Raw genomic sequence first — 21,222 nt, 5'->3', positions numbered from 1 at the left:
CAATGGGAAATCTCCGGTGAAGTTCGTAAAGTATTTATTCATCCTTGCAGTCTGTTGCATTCTGCTGGGAGCAGGCTCGATTTATGGCCTCTACAAATATATTGAGCCGCAGCTGCCAGACGTCGCTACGCTCAGAGACGTGCGCCTGCAGGTGCCCATGCAGGTCTATAGCGCAGACGGCGAGCTCATCGCACAGTACGGCGAAAAACGCCGTATTCCGATGACCCTTAGCCAGATCCCGCCGCAGATGGTGAAGGCATTCATTGCCACCGAAGATAGCCGCTTCTACGAGCACCACGGGATTGACCCGATTGGTATCTTCCGTGCGGCCAGCGTCGCGCTGGTGAACGGCCACGCCTCTCAGGGGGCCAGTACCATTACTCAGCAGCTGGCGCGTAACTTCTTCCTTAGCCCTGAAAAGACGCTGATGCGTAAAATTAAGGAAGCGTTCCTGGCTATTCGCATCGAGCAGTTGCTGAGCAAAGATGAAATTCTCGAGCTGTACCTGAACAAGATCTACCTCGGCTACCGCGCTTACGGCGTGGGGGCGGCGGCGCAGGTTTACTTCGGTAAGCCAGCCGACCAGTTGAGCCTCAGTGAAATGGCGGTGATTGCCGGTCTGCCGAAAGCGCCGTCCACCTTTAACCCGCTTTATTCGCTGGACCGCGCCACCGCGCGTCGCAACGTGGTGCTGTCGCGTATGCTGAGTGAAGGCTATATCACTCAGGCGCAGTACGATCAGGCGCGCAGCGAAGCCATTGACGCCAACTATCACGCGCCGGAAATTGCCTTCTCCGCGCCGTATCTCACCGAGATGGTGCGTCAGGATATGGTGAAACAATACGGCGAACAGGCCTATGAAGACGGCTACCGTGTTTACACCACCATCACGCGCAAAAATCAGCAGGCGGCCCAGCAGGCGCTGCGTAATAACGTGATGGATTACGATATGCGCCACGGCTACCGCGGCCCGGCCAACGTGCTGTGGAAAGCGGGTGAAGCGCCCTGGGACAGTAAAAAAATTCGTGCCTCGCTGCGTCCGCTGCCGTCTTACGGCCCGCTGTTGCCCGCCGTGGTGACAGCCGCGAATCCGCAGGAAGCGACGGTAGAACTGGCCGACGGTACTTCGGTGTCGATAAGCATGGAAGGTATGCGCTGGGCGCGTCCTTATCGTTCCGACACCGCGCAGGGCCCAACCCCGCGTAAGGTGACAGACGTGGTACAGGCTGGGCAGCAAATTTGGGTCCGTCAGAACGGCGACAGCTGGTGGCTGGCGCAGGTACCGGACGTCAATTCCGCGCTGGTGTCGATTAACCCGAAAAATGGCGCCATCATCGCGCTGGTGGGCGGCTTCGACTTCAACCAGAGCAAGTTCAACCGTGCGACTCAGGCGTTGCGTCAGGTTGGTTCCAACATCAAGCCCTTCCTCTACACCGCCGCAATGGATAAAGGCTTAACGCTGGCCAGTATGCTCAACGACGTGCCTATCTCCCGTTGGGATGCCGGCGCCGGTTCAGACTGGCAGCCGAAAAACTCCCCGGCAGAGTACGCGGGCCCTATTCGCCTGCGTCAGGGTCTGGGGCAGTCGAAGAACGTAGTGATGGTGCGCGCGATGCGAGCGATGGGCGTGGATTATGCGGCAGAATATCTGCAGCGTTTTGGCTTCCCGGCGGAAAACATCGTGCATACCGAATCGCTGGCGTTAGGTTCCGCCTCGTTCACGCCGCTACAGGTTGCGCGTGGCTACGCGGTGATGGCGAACGGCGGCTTCCTGGTTGATCCTTATTACATCAGCAAAATTGAAAACGATCAGGGCGGCGTGCTTTTTGAAGCGAAGCCGAAAATTGCCTGTGCCGAGTGCAACCTGCCGGTAATCTACGGTGATACGCCGAAGTCGAACGTGCTGGAGAATCAGGACGTGGAAGACGTCGCCATCTCGCAGACCCCGCAAAACGCCACCGTTCCAATGCCGGAACTGGAGCAGGCAAACCAGCAGTTGGTGGCTCAGAGCGGCGGTCAGGAGTATGCGCCGCACGTGATTAACACCCCGCTGGCGTTCCTGATTAAGAGCGCGCTGAATACCAACATCTTCGGCGAGCCGGGCTGGCAGGGTACCGGCTGGCGCGCAGGCCGCGACCTGGGTCGTCACGATATCGGCGGTAAGACCGGGACCACCAACAGTTCGAAAGATGCCTGGTTCTCTGGCTACGGGCCGGATGTGGTCACCTCAGTGTGGATTGGCTTTGACGATCATCGTCGCGATCTGGGGCGCACAACCGCCTCTGGCGCGATCAAAGATCAGATTTCCGGTTACGAAGGCGGCGCGAAGAGCGCGCAGCCAGCCTGGGATGCGTTTATGAAACAGGTGCTGGCGGGCGTGCCGGAACAGCCGCTGACGCCGCCACCGGGCGTGGTGACGGTCAACATCGACCGCAGCACCGGGCAGCTTGCCAACGGTGGCAGCAGCCGCCAGGAGTACTTCATTGACGGAACGCAGCCGACACAACAGGCGGTTCACGAGGTGGGGACTGAAGTGATTGATAACGGGGAAACCCACGAGTTGTTCTGATGTCGTGGCGGAATTTCCGCTGTCCATCAGACGAATAAAAAAGGCGCCGCTGGCGCCTTTTTTATGACAATCTGCCCTGGGCCTTCAGCCACTCTCGAAGCAGGAACAGCGCGCTGACGTTACGCGCTTCGTTAAAGTCAGGATCGTCGAGCAGATCCATCAGGTTAGCCAGCGGCCAGCGTACCTGCGGCAACGGTTCCGGCTCATCACCCGGCAGCGATTCTGGATACAGATTTTCCGCCACCACGATGTTCATTTTGCTGGAGAAGTAGGATGGCGCCATGCTCAGTTTTTTCAGAAACGTTAGCTCATGCGCGCCAAAACCCACCTCTTCTTTCAGCTCACGGTTTGCCGCCTGCATCACCGTTTCGCCTGGGTCAATCAGCCCTTTGGAAAAGCCCAGCTCGTAGGATTCGGTACCCACCGCGTATTCACGAATCAGAATAATATGGTCGTCGACAATCGGCACAATCATGACCGCTTCACGTGAGGACGGTTTCATACGTTCATAAACGCGACGAACGCCGTTGCTGAACTCCAGGTCAACGCTTTCCACATTAAACAGGCGAGATTGCGCCACGGTTTCAACATGCAGGATGGTAGGTTTCTGTAATGATTTGCTCATTGGGCCGGGTCTTTGCAGTGGTGACTTTTATCATTGTGCGATAGCGATGAGGTTCCGGCAATGTATAAAGCGTTTTATTTACATCATTGCAACCTTTATCCACCCATCTCTCATTTCTGGATAAATGTCAAGAGCTTGAATTGCAATTGAGAATTTACTGATACTCGTCAGAGGATGGGTTTGTTATGCTTACGTTTTGCGAGAGTCTATAAACTCTTTATAGTACCTCTGTAATACGTGCCGATGGTTTATAAGAAAAGCGGGCGACTCAAGAGACCTCTAAGAAAAAGTATGATGGGAAAAGCATGGGCACATTGATGATCTTTACCGTAGCGATACTGATCTGCGCCGTGCTGGTCGGTTGGCTCTTGCGTAAAAGAACAAAACGCCTTCAATTACCGTGGCTGCACCTTTTTCCGGGCGCAACCACGCGGAAACTGACCGATGAAGAGCGCCAGGGCGTTGAAAACTATCTGGGCGATCTGAACCGCGATTTGCAGGTTCCGGCGTCCGGCTCAACGATCGCGCCTACGGCGCTGACGCTCAATGCGCAAAGCGGGACCGTGTTCACGCTGACTCGCGCGATCACGCGCTACGGTATTACCACCGACGACCCGAATAAATGGCGCTATTTCCTCGACTCCGTGGAAGTACACCTGCCGCCGTTCTGGGAACAACATATTACCGATGAAAACAGCATTGAGCTTATCGTCACCGACGATATGCCATTGGTCATCGGGCTCAACGGCCATTCACTTAAGTCCTACTCGCAAGAGAGCCATAATTTCGCGCTGGAGTCGACCACATCAACGCAAGCCTCGATTCGTGGTGAAGAAAGCGAACAAATTGAACTACTTAACATTCGCCAGGAAACCCATGAGGAACACGCGCTAAGCCGCCCCGACGGGCTGCGCGAAGCGCTGCTCATTGCCGCGGCGTTTTTGCTGTTTTACTGTAGCCTGATTGCCCCGTCGGTGTTTACCCCGTGGGTACTGGGCGGTGCGGTGCTGCTGCTCGCGGGCGGGCTATGGGGACTGTTTGCTCCTCCCACCAAATCCTCTCTGCGCGAGATCCACTGTCTGCGCGGCACCCCTAAGCGTTGGGGCCTGTTTGGCGAAAACGATCAGGAACAGATCAACAACATCTCACTCGGAATTATCGACCTCATCTACCCACGTCACTGGCAGCCTTTTGTGGCACAGGATCTGGGGCAGAAAACGGATATCGATATCTACCTCGACCGACACGTTGTCCGTCAGGGGCGTTTCCTCTCGCTGCATGATGAAGTCAAAAACTTTCCTCTACAGCACTGGCTGCGCAGCGCAGTCATCGCTGGCGGCGCGTTGCTGGTGGCGATCATGATGTGGGTGAGCGTGCCGCTGAATATGCCGTTTAAGTTTACGATTTCATGGCTGAAAGGCGCGCAAACCGTAGAAGCCAAAGACGTTCGCCAGTTGACGCAGGCAGGCGTACGCGTAGGCGACACGCTGCAACTGAGCGGCATCGGGATGTGCAACATTCACTCACCCGGTACGTGGACGGCACAGGAAAGTTCGCCGTTCCTGCCATTCGACTGCTCGCAGATTATCTGGAACGATGCGCCGCGTCTGCCGCTGCCTGAATCCGAAACCGTCAGCAAAGCCACCGCACTGGTACAAGCGGTCAATCGTCAACTGCATCCTTCTGCGGACGATGATTCCCGCGTTAGCCCCGCGCTGCGTTCCGCCATTCAGAAATCCGGGATGGTCCTGCTGGATGACTTCGCCGATATTGTGCTGAAAACGAAAGATCTGTGTTCAGCTGCTGACGACTGCGTACGGCTGAAGAATGCGCTGGTCAACCTTGGCAACACCCGCGACTGGGATGCGCTGGTGAAGCGCGCCAACTCCGGTAAGCTCGACGGCGTTAACGTCCTGCTGCGCCCGGTCAGCGCCGAATCGCTGGATAACCTGGTAGAGACCTCCACCGCCCCGTTTATTCTGCGCGAAACCGCGCGCGCGGCGCAGGCGCTCAACAGCCCGGCGCCGGGCGGTTTCCTCATCACCAGCGATGAAGGCAGCGACTTTGTGACCCAGCCGTACCCAACCACCAGCCTGTACGACTACCCTGCACGCGAGCAGTGGAACGAGTTCCAGCGTCTGGCGGGTATGCTGATGCACACCCCGTTCCACGCCGAAGGTATCGTGACAAATCTCTATACCGATGCCAACGGCACCCAGCACATCAACCTGCACCGCATGCCGGACAGCAGCGGGTTGTGGCACTATCTGGCCACCACGCTGCTGATGCTGGCGATGATTGTCTGCACAATTTACAACGGCATTCAGGCGCTGCGCCGCTACCATCGCCATCGGGAACGTCTGACCGAAATCCAGAAATACTACGAAAGCTGCATCAATCCGGTTCTGCTTTCGTCACCGGATGACTTTAAGTCCGATTTCCCGACCCACTAGCCGCCTCACCCGTCGCGACAGAGTTATGTTACTCTGTCGCGCATTTCTTCCGTCTGGAGACTCAGCATGCATTTCGACATCGCCTGGCAAGAGGTTGATACCGTACTTCTGGACATGGACGGCACGCTCCTCGACCTCGCCTTCGACAGCTATTTCTGGCAAAAGCTGGTACCGGAAACCTACGGCGCTAAGCATGGCATCAGCGTACAGGCGGCGCAGGAAGCCATCCGCCAGGAGTACCACGCGGTGCAACATACGCTAAACTGGTACTGTCTGGACTACTGGAGCGAGCGACTGGGTCTGGATATCTGCTCGATGACCAGCGAGCAGGGGCCGCGCGCGGTGCTGCGTGATGATACCGTCCCCTTCCTGAATGCGCTGAAAGCCAGCGGCAAACGCCGTATCTTGCTGACTAACGCACATCCACACAACCTGGCGGTGAAGCTGGAACACACGGGTCTCGACGCACACCTTGATTTATTACTTTCCACCCATACATTTGGTTATCCGAAAGAGGATCAGCGGTTATGGCAGGCTGTGGCGGAAAAGACGGGACTGAAAGCCGAACGCACGCTGTTCATCGACGATAGCGAGGCGATTCTGGATGCCGCCGCACGCTTTGGGATTCGCTATTGCCTCGGCGTCACTAACCCCGATTCGGGCATGGCGGAAAAAGCGTATCTGCGTCATCCCGCACTTAACGATTACCGTCGTCTGATCCCCTCACTGCACGTGAAGGAGTGACCATGAAAGAGAAGCCCACTGACGGCGTCAGGCTGGATAAGTGGCTCTGGGCCGCGCGTTTTTATAAGACCCGCGCCCTGGCACGCGAAATGATTGAAGGCGGTAAAGTTCACTATAACGGGCAGCGTTCCAAGCCCAGTAAAGTTGTCGAACTGAACGCCCAATTGACGCTACGTCAGGGAAATGACGAACGCACCGTAGTGGTGAAAGCCATTACCGAGCAGCGCCGCCCCGCGACGGAGGCCGTCACCCTGTATGAAGAGACGGCGGAAAGTATCGAAAAGCGCGAAAAAGTCGCTCTGGCGCGCAAGCTAAATGCGCTGACCATGCCGCATCCGGACAGAAGGCCGGATAAAAAAGAGCGGCGCGACCTGATGAGATTTAAATACGGCGACAGTGAATAACTGCCACCCCAAGAGAGAATATTATGACTCAACACGATCAATTACATCGCTATCTGTTTGAAAACTATGCCGTACGTGGCGAACTGGTCACCGTATCCGAAACGCTCGAACAGATTCTGGCAGGCCACAATTACCCGCAGCCGGTAAAAAACGTGCTGGCGGAGCTGCTGGTTGCCACCAGCCTGCTGACCGCGACGCTGAAGTTTGAAGGCGATATTACCGTTCAGCTGCAGGGCGATGGCCCGATGACGCTGGCGGTGATTAACGGTAACAACCACCAGCAGCTGCGCGGCGTAGCCCGTGTACAGGGTGAGATCCCAGCGGATGCCGACCTGAAAACACTGATCGGCAACGGCTATCTGGTGATTACCATTACCCCAGCCGAAGGTGAACGTTATCAGGGCGTGGTCGGTCTGGAAGGCGATACGCTGGCGGCATGCCTGGAAGATTACTTCCAGCGTTCCGAACAGCTGCCTACTCGTCTGATTATCCGTACCGGTGAGTCTGAGGGTAAACCAGCCGCAGGCGGTATGTTATTGCAGGTGATGCCCGCGCAGAACGCCCAGGCGGACGATTTCGACCATCTGGCGGCGCTAACCGACACCATCAAGGCCGAAGAGCTGTTCACGCTGCCGGCCAACGATGTGCTGTGGCGTTTATACCACGAAGAAGAGGTGACGCTGTACGACCCGCAGGGCGTAGAGTTCAAGTGCACCTGTTCTCGCGAACGTTGTGCAGGCGCGCTGAAAACGCTGCCGGATGAAGAGATCAACAGCATTCTGGAAGAAGAAGGCGAGATCGATATGCACTGCGACTACTGCGGTAGCCACTACGTGTTTAACGCGATGGATATCTCCGAGATTCGTAATAACGCTTCTCCGGCGGATCCGCAGGTGCATTAATTCTGCGGTTCGGGACGTAGGCCTGATGCGCGTAGCGCTATCAGGCCTACTCTGATCGAATAAGTTTAGCGCCGATACTCCAGCACCACCGTTTCATCCCCCAGCGTCATATCCTGCCACGCCTTCGGCTTCGCACCCACTTTGCCCTCTTCCGCCGCCCGTAGCAGCTTCTCTTTATTCACCCCCGCAGGCAGCGTTGCGCTGGCTTTAAACTCCCAGCCTTTTGCCCCCTGACCAAACACCAGCACGGTGCGATCGCCAAACGCGTACAGGACCTGTTCCGGCTGGCCGTCACCGTTAAGATCCTGACTGACCAGCACGCAGCTATCGACGTCGCTGCAGGATTCCACCAGATAGCGGCGTTCAATAATCGCAGCCCACAGCGCGGCGTCCGGCGACTGGCTGCCAGGCGCCACGACGACGTTTTTCGCCAGCATCGGCGGCGTCAGTTTTTCTGTCGGAGTGAGATCGCCATTGAGCAGCCGCGTCAGTTGCCTCTGTCGCCTGGCGTCCTGGGTAAATTCCGGATCTTTTTGCAGTATAAGCAGCGCTTCACGCCCCGGTTTACCGCTGTGTGAAAGCATATACAGACTGACCTGATCGGCGTTAATTTTGCCCTCATGATAGCGCGCCATATGGCTATTCACGCTAATGCGCCAGCTGTCGAGAACCGGCGTATAGAGCAGTACCAGCAGCGCCAGCGCCAGTAGCGAGACCACCAGATGCACCTGGCCCATCAGCGGCGAAGGATCTTCCCGGCGGCGCAGCAGACTCAGCACATAGCCCAGCGACCAGACCAGCAAGACCACCACCACCAGCGTGCCGTGCAGGCGCTCCGACGTCCAGCCGTACTGCCCGATTCTCATCCACAGCGCCCAGCCGGCAATCGCCGCATACACCGGCGTAAGCACCATCGCCGTAATGATGAGATAGCGCAGCGGCCGTGGATAGCTCAATTGCGATTGCTGCGGCTGCCAAACCATCGCCGTCAGCAACAGCTGACTCAGCGCTAAGGTGATCAGCAGCAGCGCGGCGGACACGCGCTGCGAAATCACCGTCAGCCCGGTAAACGCCAACGTCACGAGGAACAGAATAGCCAGCAGCGAAACTAACGGCAGCAGGCCAGTAGCAAGCAGCGTCAGCAGCTTATGAATGGCGCTCACCAGCCGCATGTTCTGCCGAGCCAGAATCACCGTCAGCGCCGTTACCAGGCCAATAACGAGGTAAATAAACCATTCCGTCTCAAAGAACAGATGAGAGAAGAAGGTAATATTCGCCAGCTCAAACAGCCCGCTCCACAGCAGGAAGATGAGCCAGACCAGACCATTAGCGACGCCAATCAGCAGCAGCGTCAGCGCGTTCTGCCACTGTTGGTCATAGAAATGTACATAGCGATAGCTTCCCGGATGGGGGTGGAGCTGAAACTGTATCCACGGCAAAATCATTAGCGCCATCAACAGTAAACACCAACCATAACGGAACAGGGCATCGTACTGCCGCCATGAATCATCGCCGTTGAGGTTGCTTTTCAGCCATCCGCTCATAGCGAGGACGACCGCCAGAATAACGGCCAGCCAGCCCCACAGCGCGCGCTGGCGAAACGAGATGACGCTAAACAGCAGCACAGAAGATAATGCCAGGCTGCCGGGCAATCCATAAAATATCCACCAACTATGGTGAGGAATAAGCTCAGTCACCAGCAGGTAGCACAGCAACCCTTGTACCAGGCCGGTTAGCACCATGCCCCAGCGGGTTGGCGAGGAAAGCGGTGTCACAGTATCCATATCAGTGTCCCTGCTTCAGGATAGGGTAAATAGAGTATCTCATTGAACGAAACAGAACCGAAATACGCTGTATCGACAGGCGAGGTGAATCGATTTTTGTTCTGAAAGCATTACGTAATTTTCTTTCATAAATGCGATTACATTCACATTTACGCTGTCAATTAAACCATTTTGTAACCATTTAAGAACATTCGTGCCAAATACGCGGTGTTTCCTGTCATAATCCCTGTCGCTTCGTGACAGGAGTCACAATGTTTTCGTAAGTAAGACGTTTGTCGGGATACGTAAATCTATGAGCCTGGTCGCGGTCAACACCCCTAAAATACCCATAGAATTTATGGTAGTACATATTGGCTAAGGAGCAGTGAAATGCGCAACGGTATAACCCCGCAGGACCTCAAGGCTTATGGTATTAACGACGTACAGGATATCGTCTACAACCCCGATTACGATACATTGTATCAAGAAGAACTCGATCCTAACCTGGAAGGTTATGAGCGTGGTGTACTGACGAACCTGGGAGCAATTTCTGTCGACACCGGTATCTTTACCGGCCGTTCTCCAAAGGACAAATACATTGTTCGCGATGACACAACCCGCGACACCGTGTGGTGGTCTGATAAGGGCAACGGAAAAAATGACAATAAGCCTCTGTCACCTGAAATCTGGCAACATCTGAAAGGCCTGGTGTCAGAACAGCTGTCCGGCAAACGTCTGTTTATCATTGACGCCTTCTGCGGCGCTAATGAAGACACCCGTCTGTCCGTCCGTTTTATCACCGAGGTGGCCTGGCAGGCGCACTTCGTCAAAAACATGTTTATTCGCCCAACCGATGAAGAGCTGAAGACGTTTAAACCTGACTTTATCGTTATGAACGGCGCGAAGTGCACCAACCCGCAGTGGAAAGAACAGGGTCTCAACTCGGAAAACTTCATCGCGTTTAACCTGACGGAACGTATCCAGCTGATTGGCGGGACCTGGTACGGCGGCGAAATGAAAAAGGGTATGTTCTCCATCATGAACTACCTGCTGCCGCTGCAGGGCATTGCGTCCATGCACTGTTCCGCGAACGTCGGCGAGAAAGGCGATGTCGCCGTGTTCTTCGGCCTCTCCGGCACCGGTAAAACCACCCTGTCTACCGACCCGAAACGTCGTCTGATTGGCGATGACGAACACGGCTGGGATGACGACGGCGTGTTTAACTTTGAAGGCGGCTGCTACGCCAAAACCATTAAGCTGTCGGAAGCGGCTGAGCCGGATATCTACCACGCCATTCGCCGTGATGCGCTGTTGGAAAACGTGGTGGTGCGTGAGGACGGCAGCATCGACTTCGATGACGGTTCAAAAACCGAGAACACTCGCGTCTCTTACCCGATTTACCATATCGACAATATCGTCAAGCCGGTGTCAAAAGCGGGTCACGCGACCAAAGTGATCTTCCTGACTGCCGATGCGTTCGGCGTACTGCCGCCGGTTTCGCGCCTCACCGCCGACCAGACGCAGTACCACTTCCTGTCTGGCTTCACCGCGAAGCTGGCGGGTACCGAGCGCGGCGTCACCGAACCGACGCCAACCTTCTCCGCCTGTTTCGGCGCGGCGTTCCTGTCGCTGCACCCAACGCAGTATGCGGAAGTGCTGGTGAAACGCATGCAGGCGGCGGGCGCTCAGGCCTACCTGGTGAACACCGGCTGGAACGGCACCGGCAAACGTATCTCCATCCAGAATACGCGCGCCATCATTGATGCCATCCTCGACGGTTCGCTGGATAACGCCGAAACCTTCACCCTGCCGATGTTTAACCTGCAGATCCCAACCGCGCTGCCGGGCGTCGACACCCACATCCTCGATCCGCGTAATACCTACGGTTCGCCGGAGCAGTGGCAGGAGAAGGCCGAAACGCTGGCGAAATTGTTCAAAGAGAACTTTGAGAAATACACCGACACGCCAGCTGGCGCCGCGCTGGTCAGCGCAGGGCCGCAGCTGTAAGTACCGTTGAATAGCCCGGTGGCGCGATGCTTACCGGGCCTACAAACAAAAACCGCCGGGGTTTCCCCAGCGGTTTTTTTTTAGCTTTCTTTGCTGCCCGATGGCATCTGGCCTGCCGGTATTGGCAGCCAGGCGCGAATCAACAGCCCACCCCGCTCACTGGTGTCTAACTCCAGCAGCCCGTTGTGGTTATCAATGATGCGCTGCACAATCGCCAGCCCCAGCCCTGTTCCACTGATGGTACGGGCGCTATCGCCACGCACAAACGGCTGGAACAGATGCTTACGCTGCTCGGGCTTGATGCCCGGGCCGTCATCTTCCACCTGGAACCAAGCGCGATGCGCTTCACGACCGCTGCTGACTTTAATCCAGCCGTTACCATAACGGGCCGCGTTCACCACCATATTGGCCAGCGCGCGCTTGATGGACAGCGGATGCACACGCACCGGGATATCGCCATCCAGCAGGTTGGTGGCGATTTCACGCTCGTAGCCGCTTTCCGCTGCAATCACCTCACCGAGAACGGTATTGAGATCGATAAACTCCAGCGGCATCTCCTGACCGGTACGCAGGTAATCAATAAACTGCTCGATGATGGCGTTGCACTCTTCGATATCTTTATTGATCGATTCCGCCAGATAGCCATCCTGCTCGCCCATCATCTCGGTTGCCAGACGAATACGCGTGAGCGGCGTACGCAGATCGTGACTGACGCCCGCCATGAGCAGCGTACGGTCATCCGACAGCTGCTTCACACCTGCGGCCATATGGTTAAAGGCTCGGGTCACTGAACGCACCTCCGACGCGCCATACTCGCGCAGCGGCGGCGGAATAATCCCTTTACCGACCTGAAGCGCCGCGTGCTCCAGGTCGACCAGGGGTCGGTTCTGGATGCGGATAAACAGCCATGCGCCGCCTATCGCCAGCAGCATAATCGCCAGGGTGTAACGAAACAGTGGGGAGAAGTCTCCCTGATGGATCTCGGTCAGCGGCACGCGCACCCAGATATTGGGCGACAGCCAGGTCTTCAACCACACCACCGGGGAGCTTTTATTGACTTCGACGCGCACCTCGGTCGGCCCGCCGAGCTGCTGAGCCATCTGCTGACTCAGAAACTCATAGTGCTGCGCCCAGCGCAGGCCAGCCTCTTCTGCGGCTTCATCGGAATAGAGCGAAATGCCCAGTTCGCGATAGATCTCGCGGCGAAACGCCGGCGGCACGACCAGCTGCGTGCCGTCCTCCAACTGCAGTTTATCGGTCATCAGCATACGCACTTCGTAGGCTAAGACTTTATTAAACTGCTGCAGGCTGGGCAGAATCGCGAAATTCAACACCACCAGATAGGTTGTCACCAGGCTGACGAACAGCAAGGTGACAATCAGCAATAACGTGCGGGCAAATGAACTTCGTGGCGAGAAGCGCAGTCGCCTCATGCTTTAGAGCCGTCCGGGACAAACACGTAGCCCAGACCCCATACGGTCTGAATATAGCGCGGGTGCGCCGGATCTTCTTCCACCATACGACGCAGGCGGGAGATCTGCACGTCGATGGAACGTTCCATCGCCGAGTATTCACGACCACGCGCCAGGTTCATCAGCTTGTCACGAGACAGCGGCTCGCGCGGGTGGCTCACCAGCGCTTTCAGCACCGCAAACTCACCGCTGGTCAGCGGCATCGGCTCGTCTTCACGGAACATTTCGCGGGTACCGAGGTTCAGCTTGAACTTACCAAAGGCAATAACCGCTTCTTCCTGAGAAGGCGCGCCCGGCAGTTCGTTCGCCTGACGGCGCAGCACGGCACGGATACGGGCCAGCAGTTCACGCGGGTTGAACGGTTTCGGAATGTAGTCGTCGGCGCCGATTTCCAGGCCCACGATACGGTCAACTTCTTCCCCTTTCGCCGTCACCATAATGATCGGCATCGGGTTGCTTTGGCTGCGCAGGCGGCGGCAGATGGAGAGGCCATCTTCACCCGGCAGCATGAGATCCAACACCATCAGATGGAAGGATTCACGGGTCAGCAATCTGTCCATCTGTTCGGCGTTAGCCACGCTTCGAACCTGGAAACCCTGCTCGGTCAGATAACGCTCCAGTAACGCGCGCAGGCGCATGTCGTCATCCACAACAAGAATCTTATAATTCTCTTGCATTGTTTTTACTCCCAAAGGTTCGCAACAATTAATCAGCATGTATTCTCAAAAAAGCCTGCGCTTGCGACCAGCTAAATCTGGTATAAATTCCAGGCTAAATTGTTACAAAGCATATTTAACAGCGAGTTAAGTATACAATGAATCTTAATACACATTATTTATTCTGTCGGTATGCTCACGTAATACGTATTGTGCGCAATATTTCCTCGGCAGCCAGGTAAGCACGTAAGATGAAAACACCGTTGATCACCCGTGAAGGGTACGAAAAGCTCAAACAAGAGATGGATTATCTCTGGCGCGAAGAGCGCCCGGAGGTCACCAAAAAAGTGACCTGGGCCGCGAGCCTTGGCGATCGCAGTGAAAACGCTGACTACCAGTATAATAAAAAACGCTTAAGGGAGATTGACCGCCGCGTTCGTTATTTAACCAAGTGTCTGGAAAATCTGCGCATCGTCGATTACTCACCGCAGCAGGAAGGCAAAGTCTTTTTTGGCGCGTGGGTGGAGATTGAAAACGACGACGGAGATACCAAGCGTTTTCGCATTGTCGGCTATGACGAGATTTTTGGCCGCAAGGACTACATTTCGATCGACTCGCCAATGGCCCGTGCGCTATTGAAAAAAGAGGTCGGCGATCTCGCGGTCGTCAACACGCCAGCGGGTGAGGCCAGCTGGTATGTAAATGCGATCGATTACGTAAAATAACGCCGGAACAATCCGAAGCCCCCGCTGATGACTGGCATTTTTGCCAGTCAATCCGTATAACTGTCCCCTGATTTTATGACCTAACAGTGAAACCAAGCCATGATGAATGATTCGCTCTGCCGCATTATTGCGGGTGAACTTCAGGCCAGAGCCGAACAGGTGGAAGCCGCCGTTCGCCTGCTTGATGAAGGGAACACCGTGCCGTTTATTGCACGTTATCGTAAGGAAATCACCGGCGGACTGGATGACACGCAACTGCGTAATCTGGAAACTCGCCTGGGGTATTTGCGTGAGCTGGAAGACCGTCGTCAGGTCATTCTGAAATCCATCGGTGAGCAGGGCAAGCTGACCGAAGCGCTGGAAAAAGCCATCAACGGCACGCTCAACAAGACCGAGCTGGAAGACCTCTACTTACCGTATAAACAGAAGCGCCGCACCCGCGGGCAAATTGCCATTGAAGCGGGTCTCGAGCCGCTGGCCGATCTGCTGTGGAGCGAACCGTCTCACGACCCGGAAACCGAGGCGGCGAAATTTATCGATGCCGATAAGGGCATCGCGGATACCAAAGCAGCCCTCGACGGCGCGCGCTATATCCTGATGGAACGCTTCGCGGAAGATGCCGGCCTGCTGGCGAAAGTGCGTGACTACCTGTGGAAGAACGCCCACCTGGTGGCCAAAGTGGTCAGCGGTAAGGAAGAAGAAGGCGCGAAGTTCCGCGACTACTTCGACCATCACGAACCGATTTCAACCACCCCTTCCCACCGCGCGCTGGCGATGTTCCGCGGGCGCAACGAAGGTATTCTGCAACTCTCGCTCAACGCCGATCCGCAGTTCGACGAGCCGCCGAAAGAGAGCCATTGCGAACAGATTATTATCGACCACCTCGGCCTGCGCCTGAACAACGCCCCGGCGGATAGCTGGCGCAAAGGCGTGGTGAGCTGGACCTGGCGCATCAAAGTGCTGATGCACCTCGAAACCGAACTGATGGGCACCGTGCGCGAACGCGCGGAAGATGAAGCCATCAACGTCTTCGCCCGTAACCTGCACGATCTGCTGATGGCTGCACCAGCCGGTCTGCGCGCCACCATGGGCCTCGACCCTGGTCTGCGTACCGGCGTGAAGGTGGCGGTGGTGGACGGCACCGGCAAGCTGGTGGCGACGGATACCATCTACCCGCACACCGGGCAGGCGGCGAAAGCGGCGGTCGCCGTGGCGGCGCTGTGCGAAAAACACAACGTGGAGCTGGTGGCGATCGGCAACGGTACCGCCTCACGCGAAACCGAGCGTTTCTTCCTCGATGTGCAGAAACAGTTCCCGCAAGTCACCGCGCAGAAGGTGATCGTCAGCGAAGCAGGCGCTTCGGTGTATTCCGCTTCCGAACTGGCGGCGCAGGAATTCCCGGATCTCGACGTTTCCCTGCGCGGCGCGGTGTCTATCGCCCGTCGTCTGCAGGACCCACTGGCCGAGCTGGTGAAAATCGACCCGAAATCCATCGGGGTGGGCCAGTACCAGCATGACGTCAGCCAGACGCAGCTGGCGCGTAAGCTGGATGCGGTCGTCGAGGACTGCGTGAACGCCGTCGGCGTGGACTTGAACACCGCCTCCGTGCCGCTGCTGACCCGCGTCGCGGGCCTGACGCGCATGATGGCGCAGAACATCGTCGCCTGGCGCGATGAGAATGGCCAGTTCCAGAACCGCCAGCAGTTGCTGAAGGTAAGTCGTCTGGGGCCGAAAGCGTTCGAGCAGTGCGCGGGCTTCCTGCGCATCAACCACGGCGATAACCCGCTGGACGCTTCCACCGTGCACCCGGAAGCCTACCCGGTGGTTGAACGCATTCTGGCGGCCACCCAGCAGGCGCTGAAAGATCTGATGGGCAACAGCAGTGAACTTCGCGGCCTGAAAGCCTCTGAGTTTACCGACGAACGTTTTGGCGTACCGACCGTCACCGATATCATCAAAGAGCTGGAAAAACCGGGCCGCGACCCGCGTCCGGAATTTAAAACCGCGAAGTTCGCCGATGGCGTCGAAACCATGAACGACCTGCTGCCGGGAATGATCCTCGAAGGCGCGGTGACCAACGTCACCAACTTTGGCGCCTTTGTCGATATCGGCGTGCACCAGGACGGCCTGGTACATATCTCCTCGCTGGCGGATAAATTCGTCGAAGATCCACACACCGTGGTGAAAGCAGGCGATATCGTCAAAGTGAAGGTGCTGGAGGTCGATTTGCAGCGTAAACGTATCGCCCTGACTATGCGTCTGGATGAGCAGCCGGGTGAAACCAACGCCCGTCGCGGCGGCGGTAATGACCGTCCGCAGAACAGCGGACGTCCAGCGGCGAAAGCGGCCAAGCCGCGCGGCCGCGAAGCTCAGCCTGCCGGTAACAGCGCCATGATGGACGCTTTAGCCGCAGCAATGGGTAAAAAACGCTAATCGATAAACGCCTTATCCAGCCTGCATGGGGGATAAGGCGCTTTACACCACCAGCCGTGACGCATTCGCTTCGCGCCTTATCTCGCCCTCAGTAATTAATATTTTCGCGCAACTTTTAATAATAAACCGCATCACGTTTTATTTTATTAACCAATGAAACCTTAATTAAACATTAAGCGATGTAAATATCGGTTAATTGATTTATCGCTACAATGCGTTGCTTGAGTAATATCAAAAAAAGTGCAAATAGTGCGCAAAACTCCCACCAACCGCATATTATGTATTGATGATAAAAACCATTCTCATTATCATCATTTGCAGTGGATTTTATTCTTTATTCCTTGACGATGCCCTTGCCGCCATCAGGCCGCACGCGGGCACTCCCTCGTCCAGCTAGCGATAAAACAAGTAGGTTCTATGCAATTTACACCGGATACTGCGTGGAAGATTGTTGGTTTCTCCCGCGAAATTAGCCCAGCCTATCGGCAGAAACTCCTCTCATTGGGCATGCTGCCTGGCTCATCATTCCATGTCGTTCGCGTTGCGCCCTTGGGTGACCCCATTCATATTGAAACCCGTCGCGTAAGCCTGGTATTGCGTAAAAAAGATCTCGCGCTAATCGAATTAGAACCTGTCGCGTAATGACTTCAGCCCGGTAATAAGAGTCTGAAAAATGAAAAAATTAACCATCGGTCTAATTGGTAATCCTAATTCCGGCAAGACAACCTTATTCAATCAGCTGACCGGCGCGCGCCAGCGCGTAGGCAACTGGGCGGGTGTGACGGTTGAACGTAAAGAAGGCTCTTTCGCCACCACCGATCATCAGGTCACCCTTGTCGACCTGCCGGGCACCTACTCGCTGACCACTATCTCGTCACAAACGTCGCTGGATGAACAAATCGCCTGCCACTACATTCTCAGCGGCGATGCCGACCTGCTGATTAACGTGGTCGACGCCTCCAACCTGGAACGTAACCTGTATTTGACGCTGCAATTACTCGAGCTGGGCATTCCGTGCGTGGTCGCGCTGAACATGCTGGATATCGCCGAGAAGCAGCAGATTCGCATCGATGTCGACGCCCTTTCCGCTCGTCTCGGCTGCCCGGTGGTACCGCTGGTATCGACCCGCGCCCGCGGCATTGAAGCGCTGAAAATGGCGATTGATCGCCACAAGGGCAATCAGCCGCTGGAGCTGGTGCACTACCCGCAGCCGCTGCTGCGTGAAGCCGATAATCTGGCCAAAGAGATGGCGCAGGACATTCCGGAGCGCCAGCGCCATTGGCTGGGTATGCAGATGCTGGAAGGCGACATCTACAGCCGCGCCTACGCCGGCGATGCGGCGCATAAGCTGGACGTTTCGCTGGCGCACCTGAGCGAAGAGCTGGACGATCCCGCTTTGCATATCGCCGACGCTCGCTACCAGAGCATCGCCGCTATCTGCGACGCCGTCAGCAATACGCTGACCGCCGAACCAAGCCGTTTTACCGCCGCGCTGGATAAAATCGTCCTCAACCGCGTGCTGGGGCTGCCGGTCTTTCTGTTCGTGATGTACCTGATGTTCCTGCTGGCGATTAACATCGGCGGTGCCTTACAGCCCATCTTCGACGGCGGCTCGGTAGCGCTCTTTATTCATGGTATTCAGTGGATTGGCTACACCCTGCACTTCCCGGACTGGCTGACCGTATTCCTGGCGCAGGGGCTCGGCGGCGGTATCAACACCGTTCTGCCGCTGGTGCCGCAAATCGGCATGATGTACCTGTTCCTCTCGTTCCTTGAAGACTCCGGCTATATGGCCCGCGCCGCCTTCGTCATGGACCGCCTGATGCAGGCGCTTGGTCTGCCGGGGAAATCCTTTGTGCCGCTGATCGTCGGCTTCGGCTGTAACGTGCCGTCGGTGATGGGCGCCCGTACGTTGGATGCCCCACGTGAACGCCTGATGACCATTATGATGGCACCGTTTATGTCCTGCGGCGCGCGTCTGGCTATCTTCGCGGTCTTCGCCGCGGCCTTCTTCGGCCAGGGCGGCGCGCTGGTGGTCTTCTCGCTCTATGTGTTGGGGATCGTTATCGCCATCCTCACCGGCCTGATGCTCAAATACACCATCATGCGTGGCGAAGCCTCGCCGTTCGTCATGGAACTGCCGGTCTACCACGTACCGCACATCAAAAGCCTGTTCATCCAGACCTGGCAGCGCCTGAAAGGCTTCGTGCTGCGCGCCGGTAAAGTTATCGTGATCGTCAGTATTTTCCTGAGCGCACTGAACAGCTTCTCGTTCAGCGGCAAGATCGTCGACAACATCAACGACTCGGCGCTGGCCTCTGTCAGCCGCGCGATTACGCCAGTGTTTAAACCAATTGGCGTGCATGAAGATAACTGGCAAGCCACCGTCGGCCTGTTTACCGGGGCGATGGCGAAAGAAGTGGTGGTGGGGACGCTGAACACTCTCTACACCGCTGAAGACATCCAGAACGAAGCGTTCAACCCACAGGAATTCCATCTCGGTGATGAACTGCTGGGCGCGCTCGATGAAACCTGGCAAGGCCTGAAAGACACCTTCAGCCTCAGCGTACTGGCCAACCCCATCGAAGCCAGCAAAGGTGATGGCGAGATGGAAACCGGCGCAATGGGCGTGATGGGCAGCAAATTCGGCAGCGCGGCGGCAGCGTATAGCTACCTGATTTTCGTGTTGCTCTACATTCCGTGCATCTCGGTAATGGGGGCGATAGCCCGTGAATCAAGCCGTGGCTGGATGACGTTCTCCATCCTGTGGGGGCTGAATATCGCCTACTCGCTGTCCACGCTCTACTACCAGACAGTCAGCTTCAGCCAGCATCCACGCTACAGCCTGGTGTGCATTCTGGCGGTGATTCTGTTCAACATTGTGGTGCTCGGTCTGCTGCGCCGCGCCCGTAGCCGGGTGGATGTCTCCCTGCTGGCGACGCGCAAAACGCCGACGTCCTGCTGCTCCAGCCCGGCTGGCGATTGCCACTAAGGAGCGATGATGGCGTCATTGATCGAAATACGCGACACGCTGGCCCTGCAAGGACGCATGGAAGCCTCACAGCTCAGCGCCCAACTGCATACGCCGCAAGCGTTAGTTGACGCCATGCTGAGCCGCTTAGAAGCGATGGGAAAAGTGGTGAAAATTCAGGAAGACGCTGATGGTTGCCTGAGCGGTAGCTGCAAAAGCTGCCCGGAAGGCAAAGCGTGCCTGCGTGAGTGGTGGGCGCTACGTTAAGAGGTTATCCCCGACGCTGTCAGCAGCGTCGGGAGTAAAAGGCAAAACTTACTTGTAGACGTCCGCATTACCGTGGACGGTTTTTTCGTTTTTCCCACCCGCAATAATCACATAATACTTACCACCCAGCTCATCCGCCTTTTTCGACAGATCGCGCTTCGCATCCATTGGCGAAGTAGTACGCGAGGTGGTGATGTTGCCGATTTTCGTCAGCTTAAGCTTGGCAACATCTTCCTTCTGGATCTCTTTAGCAGCAAACGCACCAAACGACAGGGAGCCAATCACCAGAGATGCAACAATACCTGTAACAAATTTCATAGCCTCTACTCTCCTTAGGGTTGTTATTTGCGCTGCGCGGGTGCGCGAAATAATCACCTGCCGCAACAGCTTAAGTATTGCTATGAATATCTGTTTTACCACGTCCGCACAGAATTATTTCTCAATTTGCTTTTTCAATGCCAGCAAGGGTGCGCAAAACGCCTGCGGATGAGAGATAAACGGCGCATGGGCCGCTTTGTCAAAAATGAGCGATTCGCTCCGCGGCCACAGCGCATCCAGCTGCGGGACAATCTTGCGCGGCACCAGGCCATCGAGTCGGCCATACAGGCGCAGGAACGGTAAATCCAGCGCCGTCAGCGGCTCGCGTAAATCCGCGGTTTTGAGGATCTCCAGGCCGCCGTTGAGCACCTCAGACGACGGCATCGGCAGCGATAACACCGCCTGTTTCAGCGCACGAGCATCCTGTCGGGCACTTTCGGTGCCTAAGGTTTGCAACGCCAGGAAACGTTCAACGGTACGCTGAAAATCTTCGCTCAACTGCTGCTGAAAGCCGCTGAGCACTTCCGGCTTAATGCCCGGCCACTCATCCTGCGCGCTAAAGCAAGGAGACGACGCCACGGTAACCAATGCCTGCACGCGCGTCGGGTGGTTCAAGGCAATCTGGCTCGCCACCAGCCCTCCCAGGCTCCAGCCCAGCCAGATGGCCCGTTCAGGGGCATTTTCCAGCACCTTCTCCGCCATCGCTTCCAGCGTCATGGCACCCCATTCACCGCTACGTCCGTAACCCGGCAGGTCGACCAGGTGCAGCGTAAAATGCGCGCTCAATTCCGGCGTGATGCAATCCCAGACCTGTGCATTCAGCCCCCATCCGTGCAGCAGCACAAGATGACAATTTCCTTCGCCCGTGGTTTGCCACCAGATGTCGTTCATCAGCTATCGTTCTCGTTTCTTC

Annotated in this window: 17 protein-coding genes; 11 read left to right on the top strand and 6 right to left on the bottom strand. The window is 56.4% G+C overall.

Annotated elements, in window-relative coordinates:
- Positions 1 to 16 precede the first annotated feature (16 nt).
- Complete coding sequence (gene mrcA, locus K7B04_RS07110) at positions 17 to 2,569, top strand: peptidoglycan glycosyltransferase/peptidoglycan DD-transpeptidase MrcA (RefSeq protein WP_163446705.1); 2,553 nt, start codon at positions 17 to 19, stop codon at positions 2,567 to 2,569.
- 61 nt (positions 2,570 to 2,630) lie between these two features.
- Here mrcA and nudE read toward each other — a convergent pair whose 3' ends face one another.
- On the bottom strand, positions 2,631 to 3,194 hold the full coding sequence (gene nudE / locus K7B04_RS07105) for an ADP compounds hydrolase NudE (RefSeq protein WP_064541497.1): 564 nt from the start codon (positions 3,192 to 3,194) through the stop codon (positions 2,631 to 2,633).
- A gap of 305 nt (positions 3,195 to 3,499) precedes the next feature.
- Here nudE and K7B04_RS07100 point away from each other — a divergent pair, with 305 nt between their 5' ends.
- The 4 genes from K7B04_RS07100 (at position 3,500) to hslO (ending at position 7,697) form a co-directional block, all read left to right on the top strand.
- A complete protein-coding gene (locus K7B04_RS07100) occupies positions 3,500 to 5,647 on the top strand; it encodes an intracellular growth attenuator family protein (protein WP_167574909.1) in 2,148 nt (715 codons plus the stop codon).
- A 66-nt stretch (positions 5,648 to 5,713) separates the two neighbouring features.
- Positions 5,714 to 6,391 (top strand): GMP/IMP nucleotidase, encoded by a 678-nt coding sequence (gene yrfG / locus K7B04_RS07095; protein ID WP_163446708.1) that lies wholly within the window; start codon positions 5,714 to 5,716, stop codon positions 6,389 to 6,391.
- A gap of 2 nt (positions 6,392 to 6,393) precedes the next feature.
- Complete coding sequence (hslR, locus tag K7B04_RS07090; protein WP_163446710.1) at positions 6,394 to 6,795, top strand: ribosome-associated heat shock protein Hsp15; 402 nt, start codon at positions 6,394 to 6,396, stop codon at positions 6,793 to 6,795.
- A 23-nt stretch (positions 6,796 to 6,818) separates the two neighbouring features.
- Positions 6,819 to 7,697: an Hsp33 family molecular chaperone HslO gene (gene hslO / locus K7B04_RS07085; protein WP_223803753.1), complete on the top strand. Its 879-nt coding sequence runs from the start codon at positions 6,819 to 6,821 to the stop codon at positions 7,695 to 7,697.
- Positions 7,698 to 7,762: 65 nt separating this feature from the next.
- Here hslO and K7B04_RS07080 read toward each other — a convergent pair whose 3' ends face one another.
- Positions 7,763 to 9,481, bottom strand: coding sequence for a DUF4153 domain-containing protein (locus tag K7B04_RS07080; protein ID WP_223803752.1), 1,719 nt, complete (start codon positions 9,479 to 9,481; stop codon positions 7,763 to 7,765).
- A gap of 369 nt (positions 9,482 to 9,850) precedes the next feature.
- On the opposite strand from K7B04_RS07080, the gene pckA reads away from it, so the two are divergent.
- Complete coding sequence (pckA, locus tag K7B04_RS07075) at positions 9,851 to 11,467, top strand: phosphoenolpyruvate carboxykinase (ATP) (RefSeq protein WP_064541482.1); 1,617 nt, start codon at positions 9,851 to 9,853, stop codon at positions 11,465 to 11,467.
- 80 nt (positions 11,468 to 11,547) lie between these two features.
- On the opposite strand, the gene envZ is transcribed toward pckA, so the two are convergent.
- Both envZ and ompR read right to left on the bottom strand, forming a co-directional pair.
- Positions 11,548 to 12,900: a two-component system sensor histidine kinase EnvZ gene (gene envZ, locus K7B04_RS07070; protein WP_163446716.1), complete on the bottom strand. Its 1,353-nt coding sequence runs from the start codon at positions 12,898 to 12,900 to the stop codon at positions 11,548 to 11,550.
- Complete coding sequence (ompR, locus tag K7B04_RS07065; RefSeq protein ID WP_001157751.1) at positions 12,897 to 13,616, bottom strand: two-component system response regulator OmpR; 720 nt, start codon at positions 13,614 to 13,616, stop codon at positions 12,897 to 12,899. Before ompR ends, envZ begins: the two co-directional genes overlap by 4 nt.
- 230 nt (positions 13,617 to 13,846) lie before the next feature.
- Here ompR and greB point away from each other — a divergent pair, with 230 nt between their 5' ends.
- From greB to feoC, 5 genes are all read left to right on the top strand, one after another.
- Entirely contained in the window at positions 13,847 to 14,320 is a 474-nt protein-coding gene (greB, locus tag K7B04_RS07060; protein ID WP_064541476.1) for a transcription elongation factor GreB, read from the top strand.
- 99 nt (positions 14,321 to 14,419) lie between these two features.
- Positions 14,420 to 16,753 carry a Tex family protein gene (locus tag K7B04_RS07055; protein ID WP_163446718.1) on the top strand — a complete coding sequence of 778 codons (2,334 nt, stop codon included), beginning with the start codon at positions 14,420 to 14,422 and terminating at the stop codon, positions 16,751 to 16,753.
- Positions 16,754 to 17,170: 417 nt separating this feature from the next.
- Positions 17,171 to 17,395 carry a ferrous iron transporter A gene (gene feoA / locus K7B04_RS07050; protein WP_074416793.1) on the top strand — a complete coding sequence of 75 codons (225 nt, stop codon included), beginning with the start codon at positions 17,171 to 17,173 and terminating at the stop codon, positions 17,393 to 17,395.
- 31 nt (positions 17,396 to 17,426) lie between these two features.
- The gene (gene feoB, locus K7B04_RS07045; RefSeq protein WP_167574904.1) at positions 17,427 to 19,745 is read left to right on the top strand and encodes a Fe(2+) transporter permease subunit FeoB; all 2,319 of its coding nucleotides are present in this window, start codon (positions 17,427 to 17,429) and stop codon (positions 19,743 to 19,745) included.
- Between the two features lie 9 nt (positions 19,746 to 19,754).
- Positions 19,755 to 19,991, top strand: a complete 237-nt coding sequence (gene feoC / locus K7B04_RS07040) for a [Fe-S]-dependent transcriptional repressor FeoC (protein WP_163446722.1) — start codon at positions 19,755 to 19,757, stop codon at positions 19,989 to 19,991.
- A gap of 48 nt (positions 19,992 to 20,039) precedes the next feature.
- Here the strand turns inward: feoC and K7B04_RS07035 are convergent, their stop codons facing one another.
- Together K7B04_RS07035 and bioH are read right to left on the bottom strand one after the other, a co-directional pair.
- A complete protein-coding gene (locus K7B04_RS07035) occupies positions 20,040 to 20,309 on the bottom strand; it encodes a YdgH/BhsA/McbA-like domain containing protein (RefSeq protein ID WP_064541463.1) in 270 nt (89 codons plus the stop codon).
- Between the two features lie 114 nt (positions 20,310 to 20,423).
- Positions 20,424 to 21,200 (bottom strand): pimeloyl-ACP methyl ester esterase BioH, encoded by a 777-nt coding sequence (gene bioH, locus K7B04_RS07030; protein ID WP_223803751.1) that lies wholly within the window; start codon positions 21,198 to 21,200, stop codon positions 20,424 to 20,426.
- Positions 21,201 to 21,222 lie beyond the last annotated feature (22 nt).

Origin of the sequence: Kluyvera sp. CRP, from assembly GCF_019930565.1 — a bacterium.
GTDB lineage: Bacteria > Pseudomonadota > Gammaproteobacteria > Enterobacterales > Enterobacteriaceae > Kluyvera > Kluyvera georgiana_A.
Note: the sequence above shows the minus strand (reverse complement) of the source record. Positions and strands in the feature narration are given on the sequence as shown.

Excerpts from the sequence above, each read along its gene's own strand:
- nudE (WP_064541497.1), bottom strand. The coding sequence starts at position 3,194 with ATGAGCAAATCATTACAGAAACCTACCATCCTGCATGTTGAAACCGTG.
- K7B04_RS07100 (WP_167574909.1), top strand. The coding sequence starts at position 3,500 with ATGGGCACATTGATGATCTTTACCGTAGCGATACTGATCTGCGCCGTG.
- yrfG (WP_163446708.1), top strand. The coding sequence starts at position 5,714 with ATGCATTTCGACATCGCCTGGCAAGAGGTTGATACCGTACTTCTGGAC.
- hslR (WP_163446710.1), top strand. The coding sequence starts at position 6,394 with ATGAAAGAGAAGCCCACTGACGGCGTCAGGCTGGATAAGTGGCTCTGG.
- hslO (WP_223803753.1), top strand. The coding sequence starts at position 6,819 with ATGACTCAACACGATCAATTACATCGCTATCTGTTTGAAAACTATGCC.
- K7B04_RS07080 (WP_223803752.1), bottom strand. The coding sequence starts at position 9,481 with ATGGATACTGTGACACCGCTTTCCTCGCCAACCCGCTGGGGCATGGTG.
- pckA (WP_064541482.1), top strand. The coding sequence starts at position 9,851 with ATGCGCAACGGTATAACCCCGCAGGACCTCAAGGCTTATGGTATTAAC.
- envZ (WP_163446716.1), bottom strand. The coding sequence starts at position 12,900 with ATGAGGCGACTGCGCTTCTCGCCACGAAGTTCATTTGCCCGCACGTTA.
- ompR (WP_001157751.1), bottom strand. The coding sequence starts at position 13,616 with ATGCAAGAGAATTATAAGATTCTTGTTGTGGATGACGACATGCGCCTG.
- greB (WP_064541476.1), top strand. The coding sequence starts at position 13,847 with ATGAAAACACCGTTGATCACCCGTGAAGGGTACGAAAAGCTCAAACAA.
- K7B04_RS07055 (WP_163446718.1), top strand. The coding sequence starts at position 14,420 with ATGATGAATGATTCGCTCTGCCGCATTATTGCGGGTGAACTTCAGGCC.
- feoA (WP_074416793.1), top strand. The coding sequence starts at position 17,171 with ATGCAATTTACACCGGATACTGCGTGGAAGATTGTTGGTTTCTCCCGC.
- feoB (WP_167574904.1), top strand. The coding sequence starts at position 17,427 with ATGAAAAAATTAACCATCGGTCTAATTGGTAATCCTAATTCCGGCAAG.
- feoC (WP_163446722.1), top strand. The coding sequence starts at position 19,755 with ATGGCGTCATTGATCGAAATACGCGACACGCTGGCCCTGCAAGGACGC.
- K7B04_RS07035 (WP_064541463.1), bottom strand. The coding sequence starts at position 20,309 with ATGAAATTTGTTACAGGTATTGTTGCATCTCTGGTGATTGGCTCCCTG.
- bioH (WP_223803751.1), bottom strand. The coding sequence starts at position 21,200 with ATGAACGACATCTGGTGGCAAACCACGGGCGAAGGAAATTGTCATCTT.